Below are 23,914 nucleotides of genomic sequence, written 5' to 3'. Positions count from 1 at the left end.
TCAAGAAGGGCCGCGACGCGGCCCGATACCATCACACGCGTTGCAGGCCAATCAGAATGGCGCTTTCCGGGTCGAGGATGGGCAGCGCCAGCCCCGCCTGCTGTAGCCACTCACCGCTCACCGTCTGCGGCGTCGTCATCCATGCCGGCAGCTTCCGCATGGTGTGGCCGCCCTCGCCGGTGATCTGAATGTTCGGATGATCGAGGAGCGTCACCTGATAGCGGGCGTTCGCCTCCAGCCCCGCCAGGCGCAGCGGCGCCATCAGGGTGTAGTCCGGCATCGCCAGCTGGCTGACGAGGAAAATTGCCTGCGCTTTATCCGGACTGACGACGCCATGGGCAAGGGTGGTAGCGTCCGGCATATCCATCCGCCACTGCACGCCGTGATGGATCACGTCGCGCCACTGTTTATGCAAGGCCGCATATTTCCGGTATCCGGCGCGCTCTTCTTCATCAGCGCTCACCGGGTCCAGCTCAAGTCCCATATGACCAAACAGCGCCGTCAGGCCGCGGAAGGCAATACTGTGCTGGCGGAAGGTGGCATGACAGTGGCGATTACCGATGTGCGCGCCCATCACCTCCGGCGGGAAGAAGTAGCTCATGCCGCGCTGGATAGTGTTGCGCTCAAGGGCGTCATTGTTGTCAGACGCCCAGAAGCGATGGCTGCGCTTGAGGACTTCATAATCGATGCGTCCGCCCCCGGAGGAGCAGGATTCAAATTCAATGTGCGGGAAACGGGCCACCAGTGTATCCAGCAGGCGGTAGAACTGGCGCGTTTGCGCGTCCGCGGCGGCGCGTCCCTGATGCCCAGGCTGCACCAGCTCGCGGTTCATATCCCACTTCACGTAGTCCACCGCGTGCTCGCCCAGCAGCCAGCTCATCCGCTCCAGCAGATAATCAAACGCTTCCGGAATGTTGAGGTTCAGGACAAACTGATGGCGGCCGGTCAGCGGGGTATAGCCCGGCAGCGCCAGCACCCAGTCCGGGTGCGCCCGGTACAGATCGGAATCCGGGTTAATCATTTCCGGCTCCACCCAGATACCGAATTCCATCCCCAGCGATTTCACATGATCGATAACCGGCGTCAGGCCGTAGGGGTATTTTTTCTCATCAAGATACCAGTCCCCAAGCGCCGCCCAGTCGTCGTTGCGCCCTTTAAACCAGCCGTCATCGATAATAAAGCGCTCGACGCCCAGCGCCGCCGCTTCATCCGCCATGCGCATGATGTAGTCCGGGTCGTGGTCGAAATAGATCCCCTCCCAGGTGTTGAGATGCACCGGGCGCGGCTTGTTGCCCGGGAAGCGAATAATCCGTTCGCGCAGATAACGATGGAACTGCTGGCTCATGCCGTTCAGCCCGTTCGCCGAGTAGCTGGCATACAGGTACGGCGTCCACAAGGTTTCCCCTTCCGCCAGCGCCATTTCGCCCGGCAGATAGAGCGCCTCGGCCTGCAGATAGCGGCGGCCATCGGTTTTCACCTCTGCCCGCAGGCGATGGTTACCGCTCCAGGCCAGATGTACGCCCCAGACTTCACCCTGCATCTCGCTAAAGGCGCGGCTGCCGGTGATCAGGGCCGGGAAATGTTCGTGAGAGGTGCGCCCGCGGCGGTTCTCCAGCACAAAGCTGTCGTGCTCCAGCGTCAGGCGGTGAGGCTGGAACTCGCGGATCCAGCGGCCATGGAAAGCCATCACCTCGCGAGCGCGTTCGGCGACCGGCAATGTGACCGCCAGGCGATCCACCTGCCATGGGCTGGCGCGCAGATTGGTCACGCCATGGCGCACGATCAGCACGCCGCTGGCATCCAGCGCGATCTCGCTGTGCAGACGCAGGCCGGCCTGTGGATCTTCGCTGACCAGGGTCAGCGTCTGGCCCTCGTGCCGCACTTCGCTGGTGGTGAACAGCGGAGAGGCATCCAGACCCTGACGATGGCCTTCAATGCCCGGCGCGCCAAACAGGCCATGGCCCAGCTCCGCCATTAAGGTCACTGGCGAATCGACATCCAGTCTGCCGTTGGCGACCGGGCGCGTCAGGCTGTCGGCATCCTGCGGTGAAAAGTGGCTTAAATGTGGCCCCCAGTAGACAATTTCGGCGAAAGGGCGAGTTTTAATGACAACATCGGCACCGGCGCTTTGCAGGTGAATCAGCGAATCAGACATCAGACATCTCCATAACAAGGAATGTCTTACTGTTGATCCGAAACGTTTCGGATGCCAACCAAAACGTTTCGGATCCGTGATCGGCTTCAGAATTACGGGTTAAAAAGGGGTCAGGTCAGGCAGTTTCACCCGGGAAAAATTCCGGCTGCCATAGCACCTGCAGCGAGGCCAGATCCTCGCCAGCAATTAAGCGGCGGACCATATCGGCAATCTGCCGCCCCACGCCCTGGCGCGTGGACTGGATCACCGCGGCGACATCGGTCTCTATGATGCTGTCCTGCGGCAGCCCGTCATACACCACCAGGGCGACGCGGTTGTCGCCGGTTAAACGGCCCAGATGGGCGAGCGCCATGGCGGCGCCATCGCCATGGGTGTTGCAGTCGGTGATGATCGCGGTGGGCGGCTCCGGCAGACGCAGCAGCTCCAGCGTGGCCTGATAGCCGCCGCGGCGCGTCGCCGGCACGCTACGCAGCCACGCATCGGATAACCCCGCCTCGCGCAGAGCATCGAGGTAGCCGTTACGCCGTTGCAAAATAAACGCCTGATTGTTGTTCTCGCCCAACAGCGCGATACGCTGGTGGCCCTGTTGAATTAGATGGCGGGTGGCGCGGCAGGTGCCGGCATAGTTATCGAAATCAAACCAGGCGTAGGGCTGCGCCAGGCGGCTACGGCCGAGCGCCAGAAACGGAAAGCCAGAGTCCTGCAGCTGCGCCAACCGCGGATCGTCATCCAGGGTATGGGCCACGATTAAAGCGTCGACGCGACGGCCCTGCACCATGCGCATATAGCCATGTTTATCCGCCTGTTCATCATCGGCGATCAGCAACAAATCAATGTCATGGCGCGCCAGCTCATGGCTGATCTCCCCAACCATCTCGAGAAAAACGTTATTGTTGAGCGGCGCGGGGCGGACAGGGAAGACAAGACCAACGGCATCAATGGTGCCCATTTTCAGACGGCGGGCGAAAGTGTTGGGGCGATAGCCCCGGCGCTGCGCTTCAGCCTCAACCCGGGCGCGGGTCTCCTGTGACACATCGTCATAGCCGTTCAACGCCCGGCTGACGGTCGTGACGGAGATCCCAAGTTGTTTGGCAATGGCTTTCAGCGACATAAAAATCCCTGTTTTCGCATAGGAAAGCTAGTTTCCCGCAATATGGCTATGACGTCCAGCGAGCGCGCGTCCCCCGCCGACGCGATGTCAGTTTTGCTCAGCGATCAGCAGAGCCTGCGTATCCGGCTCCAGCGCCTGAAAAACATGCTCCTGATCCGCCGGGTAGCAGATATAGTCGCCCTCGCCGAGCTCTTCCGGCGCCGACGTCAGCCCTACCCGCGCCCGCCCCTGGGTGACGATAATATGTTCCACCGAGCCTGGCGGATGCGGATGCGAAATACGATCGGCACCGGGCTGGGTTAACAGTAAATAGATGTCCCGACGCGCGCCGGGTGGACAAGCGGCCAGCAAAATGGCCTGATAGTTCGCCTGCTCCGCCACCACCTTTGTCCCCTCTCCGCGGCGGATCACCTGCGTTTTGTTCACCTGCGGCTCAAGCAGGCGGGCAAACGGGATATCCAGCGCCACGCAGAGCGACCACAGCGTTTCCAGACTCGGATTGCCGTTGCCGGACTCCAGTTGCGATAGCGTGGATTTTGCGATACCCGCCCGACGCGCGACTTCCGCCAGCGAGAGACCGGTCCGCGCCCGCTCCCGCACCAGGCTTTTGGCAATAACGCTGATTGGCTGTGTCATACCCGCCCCTTTGTTTTTTATATCGAACGATTCGTTCGCCTTGAAAAACGATTATTATGTGTTCATTATAATGGAAATTCGTTCGATATGGCTAAATGATATGAAACAAACTCTCTCCAGTCTCAGCGGAGACACGATAAAAGCGATCGTTTTGGTCTGCCTTGCCGTCGGGGTGGTGGGCATGTCCTATGGGTCGCTGGCGGTGGCTTACGGCTTCCCTTTATGGGTGCCGCTCTTGCTTTCGGTGTCCGTGCTGGCAGGCGCTTCTGAATTCATGTTTATCGGCATTATCGCCAGCGGCGGTAGCCCACTGGCCGCCGCTGCCGCTGGCCTGTTAGTCAACGCGCGCCATATCCCGTTCGGAGTGACCGTGCGCGAACTGGTTGGTCGGCGCGCCTTAAGCTTTATCGGGTGCCACATTATGAACGACGAGAGCGTGGTCTTTGGCTTGTCGCAGCCCACCCCTGCGCAGCGCAAAGCGGCCTACTGGCTGTGCGGCGCCGGCGTCGCGCTGATCTGGCCCCTCGGCACGCTAACCGGCGCGGCCGTCGGCAAACTGCTGCCAGCGCCGGAAACCATCGGGCTTGATGCGGTCTTCCCGGCGATCCTGCTGGCGCTGGTGATCCCGGCCTTTAAAAACCGCACTACGCTGATCCGCGCCGCCAGCGGCGCCGCACTGGCGCTTGCCGCCGTACCGTTTGTGCCCACCGGGCTGCCGGTGCTGCTTTCGCTGTTTGGTTTACTGTCGAGGAAAAAATAATGGGCAATATGACGCTGTTTATCGCCGGTATCGCCATCCTGTCGCTGGGAACCTATCTGATGCGCCTCGGCGGCGCGAAGCTCGGCAATCGGCTGGCATTTTCCGAGCGCTCGCAGGCGCTGCTTTCCGATGCGGCGACGGTGCTGCTTTTTTCCGTCGCCCTGGCCACCACCTTCTATGAAGGGGCGCATTTCGCCGGCATGGCGCGCGTTCTGGGTGTGGCTGTCGCCGTGTTCCTCGCCTGGCGCAAGGTCCCGCTGATCGGCGTGATTATCGCCGCCGCCGTGGTGACCGCGCTGCTGCGCCTGGCGGGTATGCCTTAGGGCGGGTAAGCGTAATCCGCCAAACCGGCGTGCTTTCCAGCGATCGTGCCTTCAAGCCAGTGAATAATCGGTTTTATCTCCAGCGGATACCGCTGGTCTATCGTCAATACGGGCCCTAAAGACATGGGCTGCGCCCGCCCGGCCAGCTGGGCCAGCTCCGGCAGATACTCCTCGCCGGGGTGGCCCGGCGGCCGCGTCGCCAGCCGCGAGGCATAGCGTGCGACGGCCAGCTCCGGGGTAATATGGTTCCAGATCTCAATTACCTGCTCCACGCCCGCCTGCTGTAGCAGTCTCTGCAAGGTCTCCCGCGGCTGAAAACCGAACCAGGCGTCGATCAACCAAACCATGCTGGCAGGCGACGCGCCGACAATCGACCAAATCACCTCATACGCCGCACAGCCCAGCTGGCGATTCATCGGCCGGTCGACAGGGGCCAGGCGCGCCATAAACGGCTCTTTGATGCCGTCGATCGTCAACACTGGCAGGCTAAAGGTCTCCGCCAGCAAACGGGTGATGGTGCTCTTCCCCGACGCCGGAATGCCGTTGATTAATATGGCCGTTTTGCAGCCTGGGGTCAGATGTCTGTTCATAGTAATGCGACGACCTCCTCCCGGCTGCGGGCCGTCCGCAGTTTGGCCATGGTGTCATTGTTATCCAGCAGCGCGACGATGGAACGGATGCCCTCCTCGATATGCGCATTGCTGTCCCGGGCACCAAACATAATAACAATGTCCGCCTTTTCACTGTCCGCAAACGGGATGGGCTTTTTCAGCACCACCAGGCTAAAGCAGTTGCGTCTGACGCCGCACTCGGGGCGGGCATGGGGGATGGCAATCCCTTCATCAAAAACGTAATAAGCGCCATGATTCAAGGTATTATCGATCACCGCCTGGCTATATTCCGCCGAAATAAAGCCTTTCGCCTCCAGCGGGCGGGCAGCCAACTTTATTACCCGCTGCCAGTCGGATTCCACAACGCCAACCTGAATGGCATCGGCCTCAATAAGCAGTTCTTTTATGGTCATTCTCTGTTCCTAGATATTGCGACGAATAATATTGCGTAAATTATCAATCTGCAGAAACAGCGCATCGATATCCTGCCGGTGGCTCTTACTCTTGGCATATACCGATAATGCCCGGTTGTAAGTCAACATCAATGTTTTTTGCACGTCGCTATTATCGGGCTGGCGCTGTAATTCGCCTTCCAGTCTGGCGATCTCTTCCGCCAGCTGACGGGACTGTTGATCATAATCCTGTAGCGGGTTTTGCTCTTTTTTCCACAGCGTTTTCAATGATTCAAACATAGCAAGCTCCCTCCCTGGCGGAAGACAGGGCAACAAAAGATATGTGTCGGTAAAAACGCTATTTAAATAGCGCCATTTTTTCCATTAATACGGCAGTCACTGCCTGGTTGGCGGGAATTAAAAATTTCCGTACGCTGTCATTTACTTTTCCTTTCTCGAACGTTGATTTACAGCGGTCGACCCACTGCACGTTCATTTCCGTTCCGACGTTCACTTTATTAATCCCTTCAGTGACGGCCAGCCGCATATCGTCGTCACTAACGCCTGTGCCGCCATGCAGCACCAGCGGCACGCCAGTCGCTTCGCTTATCGCCTTCAGCCGCGCATGCTGTATCTGCGCTTTACCGGTGTACAGGCCATGCACAGTGCCCACCGAGACGGCCAGCATATCGACCTGCGTCTCCTCCACAAAACGTTTCGCGTCGTCGACGGTAGTAAAACAGATATCTTCGGCAGCCACCGCTTTTCCATCCTCTGACCCGCCGATCGCCCCCAGCTCACCTTCTACCGTAATATTCCGCGGCCGAGCCATTTCCACCACAATCCGCGTGTTACCGATATTTTCCTCGAGGCTTAAGTGAGACCCGTCGTACATCACCGAAGAAAAGCCCGCATTCATTGCCGTCTCGATGGCTTTAATATCGGAGCAGTGATCGAGGTGCAGGCAGGTCGGGATATTTTCACTGTCTGCTAATGAACGCACGGCATCGACCAGTAACCGATACCCCAGATACTCTGCGGTACCGGTTGATATTTGGATCATTAATGGGCTGTGGCTGTTTTGCGCGGCTTTGAAAAAAGCCGGTAACATCTCAATACAGTGCAAGTTAAACGAGCCAATCGCTTTAAAATTTCTTTCCTGAGCGATGTTTAAAATCTCATTAAAATTATACAGACTCATGAACATTTTCCCCTTTCGGCTTAGCGGATTTACCGTTTACAAACCATGCCAGTGCGGCGACAAACACAATAAACAAGGCGACAAAGAGCCAGTTATTCTGGAAGGCGTGGCCTAATACCAGACCGGAGCTGATGACGTCAGAATCGCTGAAGGTGACGCCCGTAAAGCCGTAGCTCTCCAGCATGGGCACCAGAATAGCCGGCAGAAAAGTGATAAACAGTCCGTGGATAACCCCGCCGATCATCGCCCCGCGACGTCCGCCCAGCGCATTACCAAATACCCCTGCCGTACCGCCGGCGAAAAAGTTGGTTAACAGCCCGGGGAGGATCATCGCCAGACCGAACATCGGGAAAACCAGCATGCCGATAATCGAGCCGACAGTCGTCGCCAGAAATCCGACAATCACCGCATTTGGCGCATAGGGAAACAGCACCGGGCAATCGAGAGCAGGCTTTGCATCCGGGACAATACGCATCGCGATACCGCGAAAAGCCGGCACCAGCTCATTGAGTAATAAACGCACACCGCTATAGAGGACAAAGACCCCGGCGACAAACTGAATGGACTGCATGAAGGCATACATCAGGTAATTAATGCCGCCGGAGAATTGCGCGATGTACTGCGGCCCCGCCGCAATAGCCGGGATGAGATACATCGGCACCATCACCACCGCCATGGCCAGATAGGTATCCTGCAGAAACTTAAAGTTATCAGGCAGTTCGAGATCTTCCGTGGAGCGAGAGCCTTTTCCGACAACTTTAGCGACCGCAGCCTGCACCAGATAGCCGATGGTACAGAAGTGCCCCAGGGCCACATCGTCAGACCCGGTAATGCGCCTGACCACCGGCTGAGCCAGGGCCGGCATTAAGACCGCCATCACACCGCCGAAGATACCCCCGGTTAAAATCAGCGGTACGCCAGTGAGCCCGGACTTATAGCCAATCACAGCCCCAATTGTCGCCATCCACAGCAGCGCCTGGCCGGTCAGGAAAATATATTTTAGCGGCGTCAGACGGGCGATAATAATGTTGACAGCAAAGATCACCAGCAGCGTCAGCGCCACTTCCGAACCTAATTCCCGATTCGCTAACCCGGCGATGGCGGCCACATCGGTAATATAGCCTTTCATGCCAAACCCCTGGGTGAAGATATCATTCAGGAAGGTCAGGGTGGCGACAATGATGTTTATCCCGGCCATCATAATTAAGAAACCGAGCAGCGTTTTAAATGTCCCTTCCGCGGTTTTGCCTGGCGATTTCTTTTGCAGGATCAGGCCAAGCATGGCAATAAAAGCAATAAGGATGGATGCCTGGCCGAGTAAATCCTTAACGATAAACGCAACGAAGCTATTCATAATCAGCCACCTTCAGATGACGTTCTTTTAAGAATGCGACGATCTTGGTTTCAATCTCCTCTTTATCAGTAAGTTTATTCAATACCACGACACGTTTAATTTCTTCTTCACTGGCATCGGCGGTTAAGATGTCGGCAAAGGTTTTTTGCGTCAGAATCATATCCGATTTAAAGGCCCCAGCTTCGGAAACGGTGGTGTGTTCAATATGAGCGGGAATTTCCAGCTTCTTTAAAACTGCCTTCGCCGTCATTTCAATGGCAAAGCTTGAACCGAGGCCGCAGCCACATACGCATAAAATTTTCAGCATGGAGGGTCTCCTCAAATAATATTGAGTTGCTTGGCAAGTTTATAATGATGTCCTTCAGTATCGACCAGACGTTTTTTCATACTGACTAGATCAATCGGAATTGGTTTGTTACTGGAATTAATTATTATGGCTTTATTTTTCATACCTGACTGAATACAGCGAACCACTTCACTGGCCATAATGGTACCCTGATAAATCTCTTCACAGGTTGGATCACCGCTGCGTAAACCATAGCCGACGATCGTTTTACGGATACGGACACCTATTTGTGGTTCCAGCTGTTTAATCATGGTATCAATCGCCCCCTGAAAGCCGGGAGAGTACTCTTTGGTATAGCCTTCTGAGCAGAGGATCACGACGCTATTTTGCATGCTCAGCTTCCGGGTAATCCGTTCCGCAAGCATGGTCAGCGGCATCTGTGCCTCCGGGATCAGGGCAATATCAGCATTACATTTAATGGCGGACTGTAACGTTAGTTCTCCACAATAGCCTCCTAATATCTCAACCATAAAAACCCGACCCGGCAGCGCTCTTCCGGTATTTCTTAAACGGGAGACTTCTTTAATAATTTGCTCGCAGGCCGTGGAAAAACCAATCGTATAATCACTGCCATACACATCATTATCGATAGTCATCCCGACACCAAAGCAATTAATCTCAAATTCACTAAGGGTATTCAGAAACTGCAGGCTGCCATCCCCCCCGGCCATAATGAGCACATCAATACGCAGAGATTTAAGTTTTTTAGCAATGCTTTCATATTCACTGCGCTGCAGTTTGCGACTGGTTCGCCCCGAGGTAATGATCGGCACCGCGGTAATGGAGAAATCAACCAGATCGCGCCACGCCATATCCTGATGACTTTTCTCCAGTAGCCCTGGAATACCGCCATTAAACAGCGTGATATCGGCATTAGCCTGCCTGGCTACCTGGAATATAAAATTATTCATTCCCGAAACATCCCCGCCGCTAATAACGATGCCAATTTTCATGACGCTTCCTCGCTCATTTGCCTGACAACATTTTTCCCTGAGTACAAGCCTTCTATTTGCAATAAAGATCACATAATGCGTATTAAATTACGTCAGTGAATGGTTGACAGTAGCAGTGACATGCTTATTTATGTGATAAACATCTCATTTAAAGAGGGTGATCGCCATCGCTTTCTGTTTTTAATATCTTTATATTTCATAGCGTTAAAATATCGAGATATTCAGGCGTGCAGACCTTTCCTTTGCCGTTAATATAGGGATTTAAGAAAAGAACGGAAACGTGATTACTGCCACATTTTTTTCGTAGCAGAGGGGAATATCGGGTAATTTCGCCGATGCGGGAAGCGAAACAAAAAAAGCGCCCTAAGGCGCTCTTTCGACAGTAACTTTATGCTTATTTGTTCAGTTCCGCAGTCATATGCACGCGGTTGCCGGTAAAGGCTTCGGTAATTTTGTAAGACGAAGCGCCAGCAGCCTGCGCCTGAGCAGCGATTTTCGCTTCCGCACCATCCATCGTGGCAGCGGTTGCAGTCACGGTTTCAGCAGCGAATGAACCAAAAGAAGCGGCCAGTGCGATTACTGCGACAAAAGTTTTGATGCTTTTCATGATATAAACCCTTTCATTTAGTTGTTTAGATAAGGCGCCGTGCCTTGATGTGTTAAATAGTAGCCCGCACATCGCTAAACAAAAAGCGGAAGGATTTGCTGTCATTGTTCAAATTTATTGATCGATATTTAACCCGCAATTAAACGCTGCGGATGGGTGTAGACTGTCGCCCTGCCCGGCTTGCAAAAGCCCACCAGCGTCAGATTGCAGCGCTCGGCCACTTCCACCGCTAAGGTGGTGGCCGCCGAGACCGCGAACAGGATCTCGACGCCGCACATCGCGGCCTTCTGCACCATTTCATAGCTGGCGCGGCTGGAGACCAGCGCGGCGCCATGCTGCCAGTCCTCGCCAATTTCCGCGCGCTGGCCCAGCAGTTTATCCAGGGCGACATGCCGGCCAACGTCTTCAAAACCGCCCGCCAGCTCGCCAGTCGTCCTGACCCAGGCAGCCGCATGGGTACAGCCGGTGAGCCGGCCGACCGGTTGAAAGTCGTTAAGATGCGCCAGGGCGTGGTCGAGGTTGGCTAGATCGAACGTCTGAGTGAACGGTAGCGGCTGAACTGGCTTACCAATATCATTGAGCTGCTCGACGCCGCATACCCCGCAGCCGGTGCGCCCGGCCAGCGCGCGACGCCGGGCTTTGAGCCCCATAAAACGTCGGCTGGAGAGCTCAATCTGTACCTCAAGGCCATTGCACACCGACACCACGTCCATGCCGAAAATCTCCCGCCGATGCTCGATAATCCCTTCGGATAAGGAAAAGCCGACGGCGAATTGCTCCAGGTCTTTCGGCGTGGCCATCATCACCACATGGGAGATACCGTTGTAGACCAGCGCGACGGGAATTTCTTCGGCTAACTCGTCTGGCTGAGGGTGTTGCAGATCCTCGCGTTTCCAGAGGGAGACCTGGCGATATCCTGTGACATTCGTCACATTTTTGATTTGTTCGAGAGGCTTCTTGTTCACTTTGCTTTAACCGTATTGGAACAGGCATACACACAATGTGGTATTCTGTTTTTATCCCTTCAGGAATGAGGGAAATTAGCCCTAATTCTGAACCTTTGCGGCCTTCACCGCAAAGCAAATAACTACATGTGACAATGTCGAAACAAGGAGCGAACCATGCAGGTCAGCAGAAGGCAGTTCTTTAAGATCTGCGCTGGCGGTATGGCGGGAACCACGGCAGCAGCGCTGGGCTTTGCCCCGGCGACTGCGCTCGCGGAGACACGGCAGTACAAATTGCTGCGCACGCGCGAAACCCGTAACACCTGTACATACTGTTCTGTCGGCTGTGGGCTGTTGATGTATAGCCTCGGCGACGGCGCAAAAAACGCCAAAGCATCCATTTTCCATATCGAAGGCGATCCGGATCATCCGGTTAACCGTGGTGCGCTCTGCCCGAAAGGGGCCGGTCTGGTGGACTTTATCCATTCTGAAAGCCGCCTGAAATTCCCGGAATATCGCGCGCCAGGTTCCGATAAATGGCAGCAAATCAGCTGGGACGAAGCGTTTGATCGCATCGCCAAGCTGATGAAAGAGGACCGCGACGCCAACTTTATCGCGCAAAACGACGCCGGCACCACCGTCAACCGCTGGTTGACCACCGGGATGCTGTGCGCCTCCGCCTCCAGTAACGAAACCGGCTATTTAACGCAAAAATTCACCCGCGCCCTCGGGATGCTGGCGGTAGATAACCAGGCGCGTGTCTGACACGGACCAACGGTAGCAAGTCTTGCTCCAACATTTGGTCGCGGTGCGATGACCAACCACTGGGTGGATATTAAGAACGCCAACCTGATCGTGGTGATGGGCGGTAACGCCGCAGAAGCGCATCCGGTGGGGTTCCGCTGGGCGATGGAAGCCAAAATTCATAATGGCGCCAAGCTCATCGTTATCGATCCGCGCTTTACGCGTACGGCGTCGGTGGCAGATTTCTATACCCCTATTCGTTCCGGTACCGACATTACCTTCCTGTCGGGCGTGATCCTGTACCTGCTGAATAACGAAAAATTCAACCGCGAATACACCGAAGCCTACACCAACGCCAGCCTGATCGTGCGTGAGGACTATAGCTTCGACGACGGGCTGTTCAGCGGCTATAACGCAGAAAAACGCCAGTACGACAAAACCAGCTGGAACTATGAGCTGGATGAGAACGGCTTCGCCAAACGCGATACCACGCTGCAACATCCGCGCTGCGTCTGGAACCTGCTGAAGCAGCACGTTTCTCGTTATACCCCGGATGTAGTCGAAAACATCTGTGGTACGCCGAAGGCCGACTTCCTTAAAGTTTGCGAATACATTGCCGAAACCAGCGCGCCGGATAAGACCGCGTCGTTCCTGTATGCTCTCGGCTGGACCCAGCACTCCATCGGCGCACAGAACATCCGCACCATGGCGATGATCCAGCTGCTGCTCGGCAACATGGGGATGGCGGGCGGCGGCGTCAACGCCCTGCGCGGTCACTCCAATATCCAGGGTCTGACCGACCTCGGCCTGCTCTCCACCAGCCTGCCGGGCTACATGTCGCTGCCGAATGAAAAACAGACCGACCTGCAGACCTACCTGACAGCTAACACGCCGAAGCCGCTGCTGAAAGACCAGGTCAACTACTGGGGCAACTATCCGAAGTTCTTCGTCTCCATGATGAAAGCCTTCTTCGGCGACAAAGCTACGGCAGAAAACAGCTGGGGTTTTGACTGGCTGCCGAAGTGGGATAAGAGCTACGACGTTCTGCAGTATTTCGAGATGATGAATCAGGGCAAAGTGAATGGCTATATTTGCCAGGGCTTTAACCCGGTCGCTTCGTTCCCGAACAAAAACAAGGTGGTGGCTTCTCTGTCGAAGCTGAAGTTCCTTGTGACCATCGACCCATTGAACACCGAAACGTCCACCTTCTGGCAAAACCACGGTGAGTCGAACGATGTTGACCCGTCGAAAATCCAGACCGAAGTGTTCCGCCTGCCCTCCACCTGTTTCGCTGAAGAGAACGGGTCGATCGTCAACTCCGGCCGCTGGCTGCAGTGGCACTGGAAAGGCGCGGACGCCCCGGGGATCGCTGTCACCGATGGTGAAATCCTCGCCGGTATCTTCACTCGCCTGCGTAAGATGTATGCCGAAGAGGGCGGACCAGCGCCGGAGCCGGTGCTCAACATGACGTGGAACTACTCCACTCCGCACGAGCCGGCATCTGAAGAAGTGGCGATGGAAAGCAATGGTAAAGCGCTGGCGGATATCACCGACCCGGCGACCGGCGCGGTGATCGTTAAGAAAGGGCAGCAGTTGAGCTCCTTTGCCCAGCTGCGCGATGATGGCACCACCTCCAGCGGCTGCTGGATCTTCGCCGGTAGCTGGACGCCGGACGGCAACCAGATGGCGCGCCGCGATAACGCCGACCCGTCAGGCCTCGGCAACACGCTGGGCTGGGCCTGGGCCTGGCCGCTCAACCGCCGCATCCTGTATAACCGCGCCTCCGCGGACCCGCAGGGTAAACCGTGGGATGCGAAGCGTCAGTTGCTGAAGTGGGACGGCGCGAAATGGGGCGGCGTGGATATTCCGGACTACAGCGCCGCCGCCCCTGGCAGCGACGTCGGTCCGTTTATCATGCAGCCGGAAGGGATGGGCCGTCTGTTCGCTATTGATAAAATGGCGGAAGGGCCGTTCCCGGAACACTACGAACCGTTTGAAACGCCGCTGGGGACTAACCCGCTGCATCCAAACGTGGTCTCTAACCCGGCCGCTCGCGTCTTCAAAGGCGATCTCGAGCAGATGGGTAAGGCCGATAAGTTCCCTTACGTCGGCACCACTTACCGCCTGACCGAGCACTTCCACTACTGGACCAAACACGCGCTACTTAACGCCATCGCGCAGCCGGAGCAGTTTGTGGAGATTGGTGAAAAACTGGCGAATAAGCTTGGCATCGGCCACGGCGATACCGTGAAAGTTTCCTCTAACCGCGGCTATATCAAAGCCAAGGCAGTGGTGACCAAGCGTATTCGCACGCTGAAAGTTGACGGTAAGGATATCGATACCATCGGCATTCCTATTCACTGGGGCTATGAGGGCGTAGCGAAAAAAGGCTTTATTGCTAATACCCTGACGCCGTTCGTCGGTGATGCGAATACGCAGACACCGGAGTTCAAAGCTTTCCTCGTGAACGTGGAAAAGGTGTAACGGAGACGACTTATGGCTTATCAATCGCAAGATATTATTCGTCGTTCCGCGACTAACGGTTTCACCCCCGCGCCTCAGGCGCGGGACCACCAGCAGGAGGTGGCGAAGCTTATCGACGTCACCACCTGTATCGGCTGCAAAGCCTGTCAGGTGGCCTGCTCCGAATGGAACGATATTCGTGATGAAGTCGGTCACAACGTCGGGGTGTATGACAACCCGGCGGATCTGACCGCCAAGTCATGGACGGTCATGCGCTTCTCGGAGGTGGAACAAAACGACAAGCTGGAATGGCTCATCCGTAAGGATGGCTGCATGCACTGCGCGGACCCGGGCTGCCTGAAGGCCTGCCCGTCAGAAGGCGCAATCATTCAGTACGCCAACGGTATCGTCGACTTCCAGTCCGAGCAGTGTATCGGCTGCGGCTACTGCATCGCCGGCTGTCCGTTCGATGTACCGCGTCTGAACCCGGAAGACAACCGCGTCTACAAATGTACCCTGTGCGTAGACCGCGTGACCGTCGGCCAGGAGCCTGCCTGCGTGAAAACCTGTCCGACCGGCGCAATCCACTTTGGCTCCAAAGAGGATATGAAAACGCTGGCCGGTGAACGCGTGGCTGAGCTGAAAACCCGCGGTTATGACAATGCGGGCCTGTACGATCCGGCCGGCGTCGGCGGCACCCACGTCATGTACGTGCTGCACCATGCCGACAAGCCGAATCTGTACCATGGCCTGCCGGAAAACCCGGAGATCAGCCAGACCGTGAAGTTCTGGAAAGGCATCTGGAAACCGCTGGCGGCCGTCGGCTTCGCCGCGACCTTCGCAGCCAGTATCTTCCACTACGTCGGCGTCGGTCCGAACCGCGCGGAAGAGGAAGAGGACAACCTGCATGAAGAGAAAGACGAGGTGCGCAAATGAAAAGACGTGACACCATCGTGCGCTACACGGCGCCGGAACGCATCAACCACTGGGTCACCGCCTTCTGCTTCGTCCTGGCGGCAGTGAGCGGGTTAGGCTTTTTCTTCCCGTCCTTTAACTGGCTGATGCATATTCTCGGTACGCCGCAGCTAGCGCGTATTCTCCACCCGTTCGTCGGGGTGGTGATGTTCGCGTCGTTTATCATCATGTTTTTCCGTTACTGGCACCACAACCTAATCAATCGGGATGATATCTTTTGGGCGAAGAATATTCGTAAGATCGTCGTCAACGAGGAGGTGGGCGATACCGGGCGCTATAACTTCGGCCAGAAATGCGTGTTCTGGGCGGCGATTATTTTGCTGGTACTGCTGCTGGTGAGCGGTGTGATCATCTGGCGTCCGTATTTTGCGCCGGCTTTCTCAATCCCGGTGATCCGATTTGCGCTGATGCTGCATTCATTTGCCGCAGTGGCGTTAATTGTGGTTATCATGGTGCATATCTACGCCGCCCTCTGGGTGAAAGGCACCATTACCGCGATGGTGGAAGGCTGGGTTACCAAAACGTGGGCGAAGAAACATCACCCGCGCTGGTACCGAGAGGTCCGCCAGAAACAGGAAAAGTCATCTGAATGAGTATTCGCATAATCCCGCAAGACGAGCTGGGTTCGAGCGAGAAACGCACGGCGGAAGCAATTCCGCCGTTACTGTTCCCCAGGCTGAAAAATCTGTATAACCGCCGCGCTGAACGCCTGCGTGAGCTGGCCGCCAACAACCCGCTGGGCGATTACCTGCGCTTTGCCGCGCTGATCGCCCATGCCCAGGAAGTGGTGCTGTACGACCATCCGCTGCAGATGGATCTGACGGCTCGCATTAAAGCGGCCAGCGAACAGGGTAAACCGCCGCTGGATATCCACGTTCTGCCGCGCGACAAGCACTGGCACAAGCTGTTGCACTCGCTGATTGCCGAGCTGAAGCCGGAAATGAGCGGCCCGGCGCTGGCGGTCATTGAGAATCTGGAAAAAGCCTCTGAGCAGGAGCTGGAGCAGATGGCCTGCGCGCTGTTTGTTTCCGACTTCGCCTCCGTCAGCAGTGATAAAGCGCCGTTCATCTGGGCCGCGCTGTCGCTCTACTGGGCGCAGATGGCCAGCCTGATCCCGGGGAAAGCGCGCGCCGAATACGGCGAACAGCGTCAGTTCTGCCCGGTATGCGGCTCGATGCCGGTCTCCAGCATCGTGCAGATCGGCACCACTCAGGGGCTGCGCTATCTGCACTGCAACCTGTGCGAAACCGAGTGGCACGTGGTGCGCGTCAAGTGCAGCAACTGTGAACAGAGCCGCGACCTGCACTACTGGTCGCTGGACAACGAGCAGGCAGCGGTGAAAGCCGAAAGCTGTGGCGACTGCGGAACCTACCTGAAGATTATGTATCAGGAGAAGGATCCGAAAGTCGAAGCCGTCGCCGACGATTTGGCGTCCCTGGTGCTCGACGCCCGTATGGAACAGGAAGGCTTCGCCAGGAGCTCAATTAACCCGTTCATGTTCCCCGGCGAAGGGGAGTAAGTTCTGCAGTGTGATTTCGGGCGGCTCTTGCCGCCCGCTTTCCTTCTTGCGATACGAGCGTAGTCAGGAATGACTCACCCGCGTCACTGACTGTCATCAGAGACCAGCCTTTGGCTCGACACACTCGTTTCAGACGAGTTTGTCGCTCCCTTGTCGTCCTCCTGCCACTCGAATTATTCAGGGTGTAGTTCGTACGGCGTGACTACGCCAGGAATACCGGCAAAATCCTTCGTATTCCGCGTAATCAGTTCCAGACGATGGAGTTGCGCCGTCGCCAGAATGATGGCATCCGGCAGCTTAAGCTTATACTCCTGCCGCAGCGCAACGCTTCGCTCTGCAATATCCTGTGAGATGTTAATGATATTAAAGGTGCTTAGCGCCATTCGCGTACGCTGCTCCTGGTGATATTTTTTAGCGCCAACCATCACCTCCATCCAGGTAATCAGACTGATCGCATTCTGCGGTGGCCAGGCCTCCAGCGCCTGTTTGGCTTCGCGACGCCCGCTAAATAAATCAATAAGAATATTGGTATCAAAAAGCGCAGATCCGGAGGTCATTACCACTCCTTGCGTAGCTGACGTTGATATTCCATGCCGTCTTCTTCGCAGTCTTGCCACAGACCCAGCGCACTGGAGATGGTATCTTTAGCTCGATCTTGTTTCTCCAGATATTGTTCAACCGCTTCACGTAACAGTTCCGCTCGCGGAATGTTACGCTGCACTTTGAGGTCATCGAGACGTTGAATGACATCGTCTGATAAATCGAGAAGAATTCTGCCCATATCCCTTTCAGCCATCATGCTCATATATACCTCAAGTATATCACCAGTGATGAAGTTATGAGCAATCTACAGCTTTTGAAATCGGAAACAAAAAGGATTTTGCCAGGTAAACGCTTTTTTGCGAGCCGCTTTCCATAATGCACAGGCGACCTCAACAGGCCTGTATTTTCGCCATAATCCAGGCTATAACACTGGATATTAAAACAGTACAAGGAACTACATATGGCGCTGGAGAAAGGGATTGCTTCGCTGGTTGAGGCATTTATTGCGGCAGGTCGTCCGTCATCGCGCGATCAACATATTGATGATCGGAGGGCCGGCTATATCGCCAGTGCGGTACTCGCCGGGGAGACGGAAACGCGAGTGCGGGTGGAGGATATCACCCTGGAGGGGATGCACTTCCGCGTCGTTTCACCGCCCACAGCCGACGGCCTGCTACCCACGCTTATCTACTACCACGGCGGCTGTTTTGTCAGCGGCGGCTTTACCACCCACGATAACCAACTCCGTCAGTTAGCCATGTTCAGCGGTTGCCGGGTGATCGCTGTACAGTACCGCCTGGCGCCGGAGCATACCTTTCCGGCGGCGCACGATGATGCAGAACGAGGTGCTACGATTATTCACCAGCACGCAAAGCAGCTTGGCATTGATGCCTCGCGTATCACGCTGGCCGGCGACAGCGCCGGAGGTCATCTCGCCCTGGTCACGGCTCTGCGCCTGAAAGCGAAAGCGGCGTGGCATCCTGCACAACTGATTCTGATTTATCCGATGCTTGACCCCACCGCCAGCATGGCGAGCTACCTCAGCAATGGCGATGACTATGTGATTACCCGGGACACGCTACTGAGCGGCTACGAAATGTACCTCGCCTCGACGCCGGCAAACCATCCGGATGCCAGTCCACTCTGGCGAGAAGATTTTAACGGGCTGCCACCGGTGCATATTCTGACAGCTGAGTTCGATCCTTTACGCGATGAGGGCGAAGTGCTGTACCGAAGGCTGACGGAGCAAGGGGTGGAGAGTTCCTGTCAGCGTTATCTGGGGGTGATCCACGGCTTCTTTCAGCTGGGGGGCGTCAGCCACGCCGCGCGTGATGCTATGCGGGATATCGCCTGGCGTGTGGCATCGCCAGGACGATAACGGCCAGAGGGCGCTTACTCTTCCTCGTTACCGCCCTCTTCGTACGAACCAAAAGGCTTCGCCGGCAGCACGATGTAGATCCCCTCGAAAACCGCACCCTGTTTATCATCGCCAAAAAGCTCCACCTGCATTTGCACGCGGGCTTTACGCCCACGCGCCAGGCGGTCGAGGTCGCCGCTCAGCGATCCCAGGTCGGCGATGGCGCTGGGGCGGCCGCTAATGGGCTGACTGTATCGAATATGCGCATCCGCCAAAATGATGGTGCCCCCCAGATGCCGCTCGCGCAGCATCAGCCAGATAAGTCCCCATCCGGTCAGGGTCGCTAACGAAAACAGGCTACCGGCAAACAGCGTATGGTGCGGATTCTGGTTCCCCGCTTCCGGCATGGTGGTTATAAATTTCTGCCCGGTGTACTGCTGAATGCGTACGCCCATTTTTTCACTCAGCGGGATATGCTGATACCACGCCTGCTGGAGCTGCGCGCACCAGTCGCCACGGTGCAAAATATCGTCCAGCGACGCGATCGGTTTAATCATCAGAAAATGACGGATCGGCGTGGTGGTCGGGGTAGTGATCTCCCCCTGATTGACAAAGCCAAGCTTGGCGAAAAACTCCACCGCATCTTCGCGGGCGCTACAGGTGACCCGCTTCACCCCTTCCTGACGCGCTACCGACTCCAGGGTCATCGCCATCAGCGTCCCCAGCCCTTTATCCTGTACGGAGGGATGAACGGCCATAAAGCGAATGGAGGCTTCATTTTCCGCATTGATATACAGTCGGCCGACGGCAACCAGATTGCCCTCTTCATCCACCACCATCTGATGATGCGCCATCGCATCCCAGGCGTCGCGTTCCGATCCTTTTGGCTGATGCAGCGGCTTACGCAGCATCTCCCAGCGGAACTGGTAGTAGCTCTCTAACTCTTCTGCTGTTTGCGGTACACGAAGGTGATACATAGTCGTACTCTCTTTTGTTACCCGCAGCCTGCCCGGAAGCTGGGTCATACCTGCAACCAAAAGGTCACGGGACCATCATTGACCAAAGAAACCTGCATATCCGCAGCGAATCTTCCGGTCTGGGTGTTCATTTCCTGCTGACGACAGCGGGCGACGAAATACTCATACAGTGCCTCGGCACGGTCCGGTGCTGCACCTTTCGAGAAACTCGGACGCATCCCCCGCTCGGTATCGGCCGCCAGCGTAAATTGCGAAACCACCAGCACGCTGCCGCCCGCCTGCTGGACATTCAGATTCATTTTTCCCTCCGCATCGCTAAAGATGCGGTAGCCCAGCACACGTTCACAAAGGCGATTCGCTTTTTGTTCATCATCGTCTTTCTCGACGCCCAGCAGCACCAGAAGCCCCGGACCAATTTCGCCCGTCACTTCATCCTCCACGGTAACGCTTGCACGGGATACGCGTTGAATTAATGCAATCATGGTTGTTCTGTTTCTTCTGTTTTAAGTTTGCGGTATTCACCGAGAGTGACAGTAATTTCAGCGCCAAGCAAGACGATACACCAGGTCCAGTACACCCAGACGAACAAAATCGGCACCACCGAAATCACGCCATAAATTAACTGATAGGACGGAAAGGTGGTGATATAGAGGGCAAACGCTTTTTTACCTGCCTCGAACAGCAGCGCCGCCACCAGCGCCCCGATCACTGCATCGCGGTTACGCACCTGGGTGGTCGGTACAATACTGTAGAGCAGCCAGAATGCCGCCCATGAAAGGATCAGCGGGAAGAGGCGGAGTAGATTATCAATCACGCCGTCCAGATCGCTCGCCCAGCGCAGCGACAGCAGATACGAACTGATCGCCAGGCTGGCGCCTGCCAGCAGCGGGCCAAGAGTCAGGATCATCCAGTAAACGGCAAAGGAGTAAACTTTGGGACGGCTGCGCGTGCTGCGCCAGATGGTGTTTAGCGCGCTGTCGATCGAGTACATCAGCAGCAGCGAGGTGACGATCAGGCCAAACGCGCCTACGGCGGTCATACGGCTGGAGTTAGCCACGAACTGTTCGATATACCCCTGAATCACATCCCCGGTCGCCGGAATAAAATTGGCGAAGATAAAATGGCGAATCTGCACGCTGACTTCGGAAAACATGGGAAAGGCCGCAAACAGCGCGAACACGACGGCTATCAGCGGCACCAGGGAAAGTAATGACACATAGGCGAGGTTCCCCGCCAGGGTCGTCATATGGTCTTCATCAATGCGCCGCCACAGCAGCTTAAGCCAAGCCAGCAGCGGCCGGGTATGGTGGTGTAATTTTTGCTGAACGGTTTTTAGCATAGCTGATTCGCGAAATAGTCAGGGATGGTCTTCTTCCCGGTCACCAGAATACTGGTGATCCCTAACCGGTTGGCCCCTGCTATATTATCGACGTTATCATCAAAAAAGACCGTATCTGCGGCGGAAAATCCCTCTTCTTCCAGTACTCGCAGATAAATTTCCGCTTCAGGCTTACGCAATCCCATCTCCTGTGACAGATAAATGCGATCGGCGGCAGCGCGCACTTCCGGGTATTCATCGGGCCAGAATGTGGTGTGAAGACGATTGGTATTGGAGAGCACCACCACCCGATGCCCCTGGGCACGAAGTTTATGCATGATGGTAATTACCTCCGGGCGCAGCGCGACAAATACCGCCTGCCAGCCGTGAGCAAACTGCTCATAGCTGAGGGACATATTCATTTCATGACACATGGCGGCGGCAAAGTCTTCATCGCTAATCTCGCCACGCTCATGCTGGTGGAAAGCCTCTCCCATGGTGAAATGCTGCTTCAGCGTCGCCAGCGGGATGCGGGTTAAATCACTCCAGGCTCCCAATACCCGGTTGAAGTCAATGTCGACAATCACATTACCTAAATCAAAGATATAGAGCATTTTTGTCTCCTTCCGCGCCGTGGAAAATTAACTTTAGCGGGAAAGGCAGGATTTGACTATTGGCGTATGATGCAGGAATGAAAAAAAGAAACCCCGCCGGAGAGGCGGGGTTTAGCGAACAACAAGAAGAAAAATTACTCTTCTTTTGCACCGCGCATTGCGCGTTTACGGTCGTTCTCAGTCAGGTGACGTTTACGGATACGGATAGACGTAGGGGTCACTTCTACCAGTTCGTCGTCATCGATGAACTCCAGAGCCTGCTCCAGGGTCATCTTAATCGGCGGAACCAGAACCGTTGCTTCGTCAGTACCGGACGCACGCATGTTGGTCAGTTTCTTACCGGTCAGGCAGTTTACCGTCAGGTCGTTAGAACGACTGTGAATACCGATGATCTGGCCTTCGTAAACTTCAGCGCCGTGGCCGAGGAACAGCTTACCGCGATCCTGCAGACCGAACAGGGCGAACGCAACCGCTTTACCCTGACCGTTAGAGATCAGTACGCCATTGTTACGCTGACCCACTTCGCCCGGACGAACGTCGTCGTAGTGGCTGAAGGTGGAGTACAGCAGACCGGTACCAGAAGTCATGGTCATGAACTCTGAACGGAAGCCGATCAGACCACGGCTTGGGATCACGTAGTCGAGACGTACGCGGCCTTTACCGTCTGGATTCATGTTTTTCAGGTCGCCTTTACGCTCGCCCAGCGCCTGCATGACAGAACCCTGGTGCTGCTCTTCGACGTCCAGCGTCACGTTTTCGAACGGCTCTTGTTTACGGCCATCGATTTCGCGGAAGATAACTTTCGGACGGGAAACCGCCATCTCGAAACCTTCACGACGCATGTTTTCAATCAGAACGGACAGGTGCAGTTCACCACGGCCGGAAACGCGGAACGCATCAGCGTCTTCGGTTTCTTCAACGCGCAGCGCCACGTTGTGCACCAGCTCTTTGTTCAGACGGTCCAGGATCTGGCGAGAGGTAACGAACTTACCTTCTTTACCGCAGAACGGCGAGGTGTTGACGTTGAAGAACATGGTTACGGTCGGCTCATCAACGGACAGTGCCGGCAGCGCTTCGACATTCTGCGGATCGCAGATGGTGTCGGAGATGTTCAGCTCGCCCAGACCGGTGATCGCGATGATGTCGCCAGCTTCGGCTACGTCGCTCTCGATACGCTCCAGACCCAGGTGAGTCAGCACTTTACCGACTTTACCGTTACGGGTTTTGCCTTCGCTATCGATGATAGTGACCTGCTGGTTCGGCTTCACTTTACCGCGTTTGATGCGGCCGATACCGATGACGCCAACGTAGTTGTTGTAGTCCAGCTGAGAGATCTGCATCTGCAGCGGACCGTCAAGGTCAACGTCCGGCGCCGGCACGCGATCAACAATCGCCTGGTACAGCGGGGTCATGTCGTCAGCCATGTCTTCGTGGTCCAGACCCGCGATACCGTTCAGCGCGGACGCGTAAACGATCGGGAAGTCCAGCTGTTCGTCGGTCGCATCAAGGTTAACGAACAGGTCGAAGACCTGATCGACAACCCAGTCCGGACGGGCGCCCGGGCGGTCAACTTTGTTGATGACCACGATCGGCTTCAGGCCGTGGGCAAAAGCTTTTTTGGTCACGAAGCGCGTTTGCGGCATCGGGCCATCAAAGGCATCGACCACCAGCAGCACAGAGTCAACCATGGACATAACACGCTCAACCTCACCTCCGAAGTCGGCGTGCCCTGGGGTATCAACGATGTTGATACGGTAATCATTCCATTTGATTGCGGTGTTTTTCGCGAGGATGGTAATCCCACGCTCTTTCTCCAAATCGTTGGAGTCCATCACACGTTCTTGTGCTTCAGTACGTGCGTCGAACGTACCGGATTGCTGTAGCAGCTTGTCAACCAGGGTAGTTTTACCATGGTCAACGTGCGCGATGATGGCGATATTACGCAGATTTTCGATCACAACTTTGCCTCAGGCATTAGAAATAGCGCGTTATTGTACACGTATTAAGCGAA

26 protein-coding genes are annotated in these 23,914 nt (G+C 55.9%); 7 read left to right on the top strand and 19 right to left on the bottom strand.

What is annotated here, in order from left to right:
* Positions 1-31 precede the first annotated feature (31 nt).
* The 3 genes from NKJ21_RS24475 to NKJ21_RS24465 all read right to left on the bottom strand — a co-directional run bounded on the left by NKJ21_RS24475 (position 32) and on the right by NKJ21_RS24465 (position 3,902).
* A complete protein-coding gene (locus NKJ21_RS24475) occupies positions 32-2,155 on the bottom strand; it encodes an alpha-galactosidase (protein ID WP_016162040.1) in 2,124 nt (707 codons plus the stop codon).
* Positions 2,156-2,270: 115 nt separating this feature from the next.
* The gene (locus NKJ21_RS24470) at positions 2,271-3,266 is read right to left on the bottom strand and encodes a substrate-binding domain-containing protein (RefSeq protein ID WP_239270727.1); all 996 of its coding nucleotides are present in this window, start codon (positions 3,264-3,266) and stop codon (positions 2,271-2,273) included.
* Positions 3,267-3,353: 87 nt separating this feature from the next.
* Positions 3,354-3,902, bottom strand: a complete 549-nt coding sequence (locus tag NKJ21_RS24465) for a helix-turn-helix domain-containing protein (RefSeq protein ID WP_002882865.1) — start codon at positions 3,900-3,902, stop codon at positions 3,354-3,356.
* Between the two features lie 100 nt (positions 3,903-4,002).
* On the opposite strand from NKJ21_RS24465, the gene NKJ21_RS24460 reads away from it, so the two are divergent.
* Both NKJ21_RS24460 and NKJ21_RS24455 read left to right on the top strand, forming a co-directional pair.
* A complete protein-coding gene (locus NKJ21_RS24460; protein WP_008807892.1) occupies positions 4,003-4,662 on the top strand; it encodes an AzlC family ABC transporter permease in 660 nt (219 codons plus the stop codon).
* Positions 4,662-4,985, top strand: coding sequence for an AzlD domain-containing protein (locus NKJ21_RS24455; protein WP_008807893.1), 324 nt, complete (start codon positions 4,662-4,664; stop codon positions 4,983-4,985). The genes NKJ21_RS24460 and NKJ21_RS24455 overlap by 1 nt, the downstream gene beginning before the upstream one ends.
* On the opposite strand, the gene NKJ21_RS24450 is transcribed toward NKJ21_RS24455, so the two are convergent.
* From NKJ21_RS24450 to fdhD, 9 genes are all read right to left on the bottom strand, one after another.
* Positions 4,982-5,575, bottom strand: coding sequence for an ATPase AAA (locus NKJ21_RS24450; RefSeq protein ID WP_008807894.1), 594 nt, complete (start codon positions 5,573-5,575; stop codon positions 4,982-4,984). The genes NKJ21_RS24455 and NKJ21_RS24450 overlap by 4 nt on opposite strands.
* The gene (locus NKJ21_RS24445) at positions 5,572-6,009 is read right to left on the bottom strand and encodes a PTS sugar transporter subunit IIA (RefSeq protein ID WP_008807895.1); all 438 of its coding nucleotides are present in this window, start codon (positions 6,007-6,009) and stop codon (positions 5,572-5,574) included. The genes NKJ21_RS24450 and NKJ21_RS24445 overlap by 4 nt, the downstream gene beginning before the upstream one ends.
* 9 nt (positions 6,010-6,018) lie before the next feature.
* The gene (locus NKJ21_RS24440) at positions 6,019-6,288 is read right to left on the bottom strand and encodes a hypothetical protein (RefSeq protein WP_002882858.1); all 270 of its coding nucleotides are present in this window, start codon (positions 6,286-6,288) and stop codon (positions 6,019-6,021) included.
* 58 nt (positions 6,289-6,346) lie between these two features.
* A complete protein-coding gene (locus NKJ21_RS24435; RefSeq protein ID WP_008807896.1) occupies positions 6,347-7,189 on the bottom strand; it encodes a class II fructose-bisphosphate aldolase in 843 nt (280 codons plus the stop codon).
* Positions 7,176-8,543, bottom strand: a complete 1,368-nt coding sequence (locus tag NKJ21_RS24430; RefSeq protein ID WP_004203642.1) for a PTS sugar transporter subunit IIC — start codon at positions 8,541-8,543, stop codon at positions 7,176-7,178. Before NKJ21_RS24430 ends, NKJ21_RS24435 begins: the two co-directional genes overlap by 14 nt.
* Positions 8,536-8,850 carry a PTS sugar transporter subunit IIB gene (locus NKJ21_RS24425; RefSeq protein ID WP_004151864.1) on the bottom strand — a complete coding sequence of 105 codons (315 nt, stop codon included), beginning with the start codon at positions 8,848-8,850 and terminating at the stop codon, positions 8,536-8,538. Before NKJ21_RS24425 ends, NKJ21_RS24430 begins: the two co-directional genes overlap by 8 nt.
* A gap of 11 nt (positions 8,851-8,861) precedes the next feature.
* The gene (locus NKJ21_RS24420; protein WP_008807898.1) at positions 8,862-9,842 is read right to left on the bottom strand and encodes a 6-phosphofructokinase; all 981 of its coding nucleotides are present in this window, start codon (positions 9,840-9,842) and stop codon (positions 8,862-8,864) included.
* Positions 9,843-10,236: 394 nt separating this feature from the next.
* Positions 10,237-10,449 (bottom strand): YdgH/BhsA/McbA-like domain containing protein, encoded by a 213-nt coding sequence (locus tag NKJ21_RS24415; RefSeq protein WP_004127125.1) that lies wholly within the window; start codon positions 10,447-10,449, stop codon positions 10,237-10,239.
* A 128-nt stretch (positions 10,450-10,577) separates the two neighbouring features.
* Positions 10,578-11,414, bottom strand: coding sequence for a formate dehydrogenase accessory sulfurtransferase FdhD (gene fdhD, locus NKJ21_RS24410; protein WP_012969233.1), 837 nt, complete (start codon positions 11,412-11,414; stop codon positions 10,578-10,580).
* A 156-nt stretch (positions 11,415-11,570) separates the two neighbouring features.
* On the opposite strand from fdhD, the gene fdnG reads away from it, so the two are divergent.
* The 4 genes from fdnG to fdhE are packed head-to-tail and all read left to right on the top strand — an operon-like array spanning position 11,571 to position 17,094.
* Positions 11,571-14,621 (top strand): formate dehydrogenase-N subunit alpha, encoded by a 3,051-nt coding sequence (fdnG, locus tag NKJ21_RS24405; RefSeq protein WP_254733263.1) that lies wholly within the window; start codon positions 11,571-11,573, stop codon positions 14,619-14,621.
* Positions 14,622-14,633: 12 nt separating this feature from the next.
* On the top strand, positions 14,634-15,536 hold the full coding sequence (gene fdxH, locus NKJ21_RS24400; protein WP_002882822.1) for a formate dehydrogenase subunit beta: 903 nt from the start codon (positions 14,634-14,636) through the stop codon (positions 15,534-15,536).
* Positions 15,533-16,168, top strand: coding sequence for a formate dehydrogenase cytochrome b556 subunit (gene fdoI / locus NKJ21_RS24395; protein ID WP_008807902.1), 636 nt, complete (start codon positions 15,533-15,535; stop codon positions 16,166-16,168). The genes fdxH and fdoI overlap by 4 nt, the downstream gene beginning before the upstream one ends.
* The gene (fdhE, locus tag NKJ21_RS24390) at positions 16,165-17,094 is read left to right on the top strand and encodes a formate dehydrogenase accessory protein FdhE (RefSeq protein WP_080783273.1); all 930 of its coding nucleotides are present in this window, start codon (positions 16,165-16,167) and stop codon (positions 17,092-17,094) included. Before fdoI ends, fdhE begins: the two co-directional genes overlap by 4 nt.
* A gap of 173 nt (positions 17,095-17,267) precedes the next feature.
* Here fdhE and NKJ21_RS24385 read toward each other — a convergent pair whose 3' ends face one another.
* Entirely contained in the window at positions 17,268-17,651 is a 384-nt protein-coding gene (locus NKJ21_RS24385; protein WP_008807903.1) for a type II toxin-antitoxin system VapC family toxin, read from the bottom strand.
* Positions 17,651-17,893 carry a CopG family transcriptional regulator gene (locus tag NKJ21_RS24380; protein ID WP_004150355.1) on the bottom strand — a complete coding sequence of 81 codons (243 nt, stop codon included), beginning with the start codon at positions 17,891-17,893 and terminating at the stop codon, positions 17,651-17,653. Before NKJ21_RS24380 ends, NKJ21_RS24385 begins: the two co-directional genes overlap by 1 nt.
* A gap of 204 nt (positions 17,894-18,097) precedes the next feature.
* On the opposite strand from NKJ21_RS24380, the gene NKJ21_RS24375 reads away from it, so the two are divergent.
* A complete protein-coding gene (locus NKJ21_RS24375; protein ID WP_117108959.1) occupies positions 18,098-19,015 on the top strand; it encodes an alpha/beta hydrolase in 918 nt (305 codons plus the stop codon).
* 14 nt (positions 19,016-19,029) lie between these two features.
* Here the strand turns inward: NKJ21_RS24375 and fabY are convergent, their stop codons facing one another.
* The 5 genes from fabY to typA all read right to left on the bottom strand — a co-directional run bounded on the left by fabY (position 19,030) and on the right by typA (position 23,861).
* On the bottom strand, positions 19,030-19,971 hold the full coding sequence (fabY, locus tag NKJ21_RS24370) for a fatty acid biosynthesis protein FabY (RefSeq protein ID WP_012543287.1): 942 nt from the start codon (positions 19,969-19,971) through the stop codon (positions 19,030-19,032).
* A gap of 44 nt (positions 19,972-20,015) precedes the next feature.
* Complete coding sequence (gene dtd / locus NKJ21_RS24365) at positions 20,016-20,453, bottom strand: D-aminoacyl-tRNA deacylase (RefSeq protein WP_012543288.1); 438 nt, start codon at positions 20,451-20,453, stop codon at positions 20,016-20,018.
* Entirely contained in the window at positions 20,450-21,310 is an 861-nt protein-coding gene (locus NKJ21_RS24360) for a virulence factor BrkB family protein (RefSeq protein WP_008807907.1), read from the bottom strand. The genes dtd and NKJ21_RS24360 overlap by 4 nt, the downstream gene beginning before the upstream one ends.
* Positions 21,304-21,903, bottom strand: a complete 600-nt coding sequence (gene yihX / locus NKJ21_RS24355; RefSeq protein WP_008807908.1) for a glucose-1-phosphatase — start codon at positions 21,901-21,903, stop codon at positions 21,304-21,306. The genes NKJ21_RS24360 and yihX overlap by 7 nt, the downstream gene beginning before the upstream one ends.
* A gap of 134 nt (positions 21,904-22,037) precedes the next feature.
* Positions 22,038-23,861 carry a ribosome-dependent GTPase TypA gene (gene typA, locus NKJ21_RS24350; RefSeq protein WP_008807909.1) on the bottom strand — a complete coding sequence of 608 codons (1,824 nt, stop codon included), beginning with the start codon at positions 23,859-23,861 and terminating at the stop codon, positions 22,038-22,040.
* Between the last annotated feature and the right edge of the window lie 53 nt (positions 23,862-23,914).

The sequence above is a fragment of the Klebsiella sp. SWET4 genome (assembly GCF_024296565.1).
GTDB lineage: Bacteria > Pseudomonadota > Gammaproteobacteria > Enterobacterales > Enterobacteriaceae > Klebsiella > Klebsiella variicola.
The sequence above is the reverse complement of the archived record's forward strand: the minus strand, read 5'-3'. Positions and strand labels throughout refer to the sequence as shown.

Coding starts and splice junctions, on each gene's coding strand:
- NKJ21_RS24445 (WP_008807895.1), bottom strand. CDS start 6,009: ATGACCATAAAAGAACTGCTTATTGAGGCCGATGCCATTCAGGTTGGC.
- NKJ21_RS24385 (WP_008807903.1), bottom strand. CDS start 17,651: ATGACCTCCGGATCTGCGCTTTTTGATACCAATATTCTTATTGATTTA.
- fdoI (WP_008807902.1), top strand. CDS start 15,533: ATGAAAAGACGTGACACCATCGTGCGCTACACGGCGCCGGAACGCATC.
- fdhE (WP_080783273.1), top strand. CDS start 16,165: ATGAGTATTCGCATAATCCCGCAAGACGAGCTGGGTTCGAGCGAGAAA.
- NKJ21_RS24415 (WP_004127125.1), bottom strand. CDS start 10,449: ATGAAAAGCATCAAAACTTTTGTCGCAGTAATCGCACTGGCCGCTTCT.
- NKJ21_RS24375 (WP_117108959.1), top strand. CDS start 18,098: ATGGCGCTGGAGAAAGGGATTGCTTCGCTGGTTGAGGCATTTATTGCG.
- NKJ21_RS24465 (WP_002882865.1), bottom strand. CDS start 3,902: ATGACACAGCCAATCAGCGTTATTGCCAAAAGCCTGGTGCGGGAGCGG.
- fabY (WP_012543287.1), bottom strand. CDS start 19,971: ATGTATCACCTTCGTGTACCGCAAACAGCAGAAGAGTTAGAGAGCTAC.
- NKJ21_RS24470 (WP_239270727.1), bottom strand. CDS start 3,266: ATGTCGCTGAAAGCCATTGCCAAACAACTTGGGATCTCCGTCACGACC.
- NKJ21_RS24430 (WP_004203642.1), bottom strand. CDS start 8,543: ATGAATAGCTTCGTTGCGTTTATCGTTAAGGATTTACTCGGCCAGGCA.
- NKJ21_RS24460 (WP_008807892.1), top strand. CDS start 4,003: ATGAAACAAACTCTCTCCAGTCTCAGCGGAGACACGATAAAAGCGATC.
- NKJ21_RS24360 (WP_008807907.1), bottom strand. CDS start 21,310: ATGCTAAAAACCGTTCAGCAAAAATTACACCACCATACCCGGCCGCTG.
- NKJ21_RS24440 (WP_002882858.1), bottom strand. CDS start 6,288: ATGTTTGAATCATTGAAAACGCTGTGGAAAAAAGAGCAAAACCCGCTA.
- NKJ21_RS24425 (WP_004151864.1), bottom strand. CDS start 8,850: ATGCTGAAAATTTTATGCGTATGTGGCTGCGGCCTCGGTTCAAGCTTT.
- NKJ21_RS24420 (WP_008807898.1), bottom strand. CDS start 9,842: ATGAAAATTGGCATCGTTATTAGCGGCGGGGATGTTTCGGGAATGAAT.
- NKJ21_RS24455 (WP_008807893.1), top strand. CDS start 4,662: ATGGGCAATATGACGCTGTTTATCGCCGGTATCGCCATCCTGTCGCTG.
- NKJ21_RS24450 (WP_008807894.1), bottom strand. CDS start 5,575: ATGAACAGACATCTGACCCCAGGCTGCAAAACGGCCATATTAATCAAC.
- NKJ21_RS24435 (WP_008807896.1), bottom strand. CDS start 7,189: ATGAGTCTGTATAATTTTAATGAGATTTTAAACATCGCTCAGGAAAGA.
- NKJ21_RS24380 (WP_004150355.1), bottom strand. CDS start 17,893: ATGATGGCTGAAAGGGATATGGGCAGAATTCTTCTCGATTTATCAGAC.
- fdxH (WP_002882822.1), top strand. CDS start 14,634: ATGGCTTATCAATCGCAAGATATTATTCGTCGTTCCGCGACTAACGGT.
- dtd (WP_012543288.1), bottom strand. CDS start 20,453: ATGATTGCATTAATTCAACGCGTATCCCGTGCAAGCGTTACCGTGGAG.
- NKJ21_RS24475 (WP_016162040.1), bottom strand. CDS start 2,155: ATGTCTGATTCGCTGATTCACCTGCAAAGCGCCGGTGCCGATGTTGTC.
- yihX (WP_008807908.1), bottom strand. CDS start 21,903: ATGCTCTATATCTTTGATTTAGGTAATGTGATTGTCGACATTGACTTC.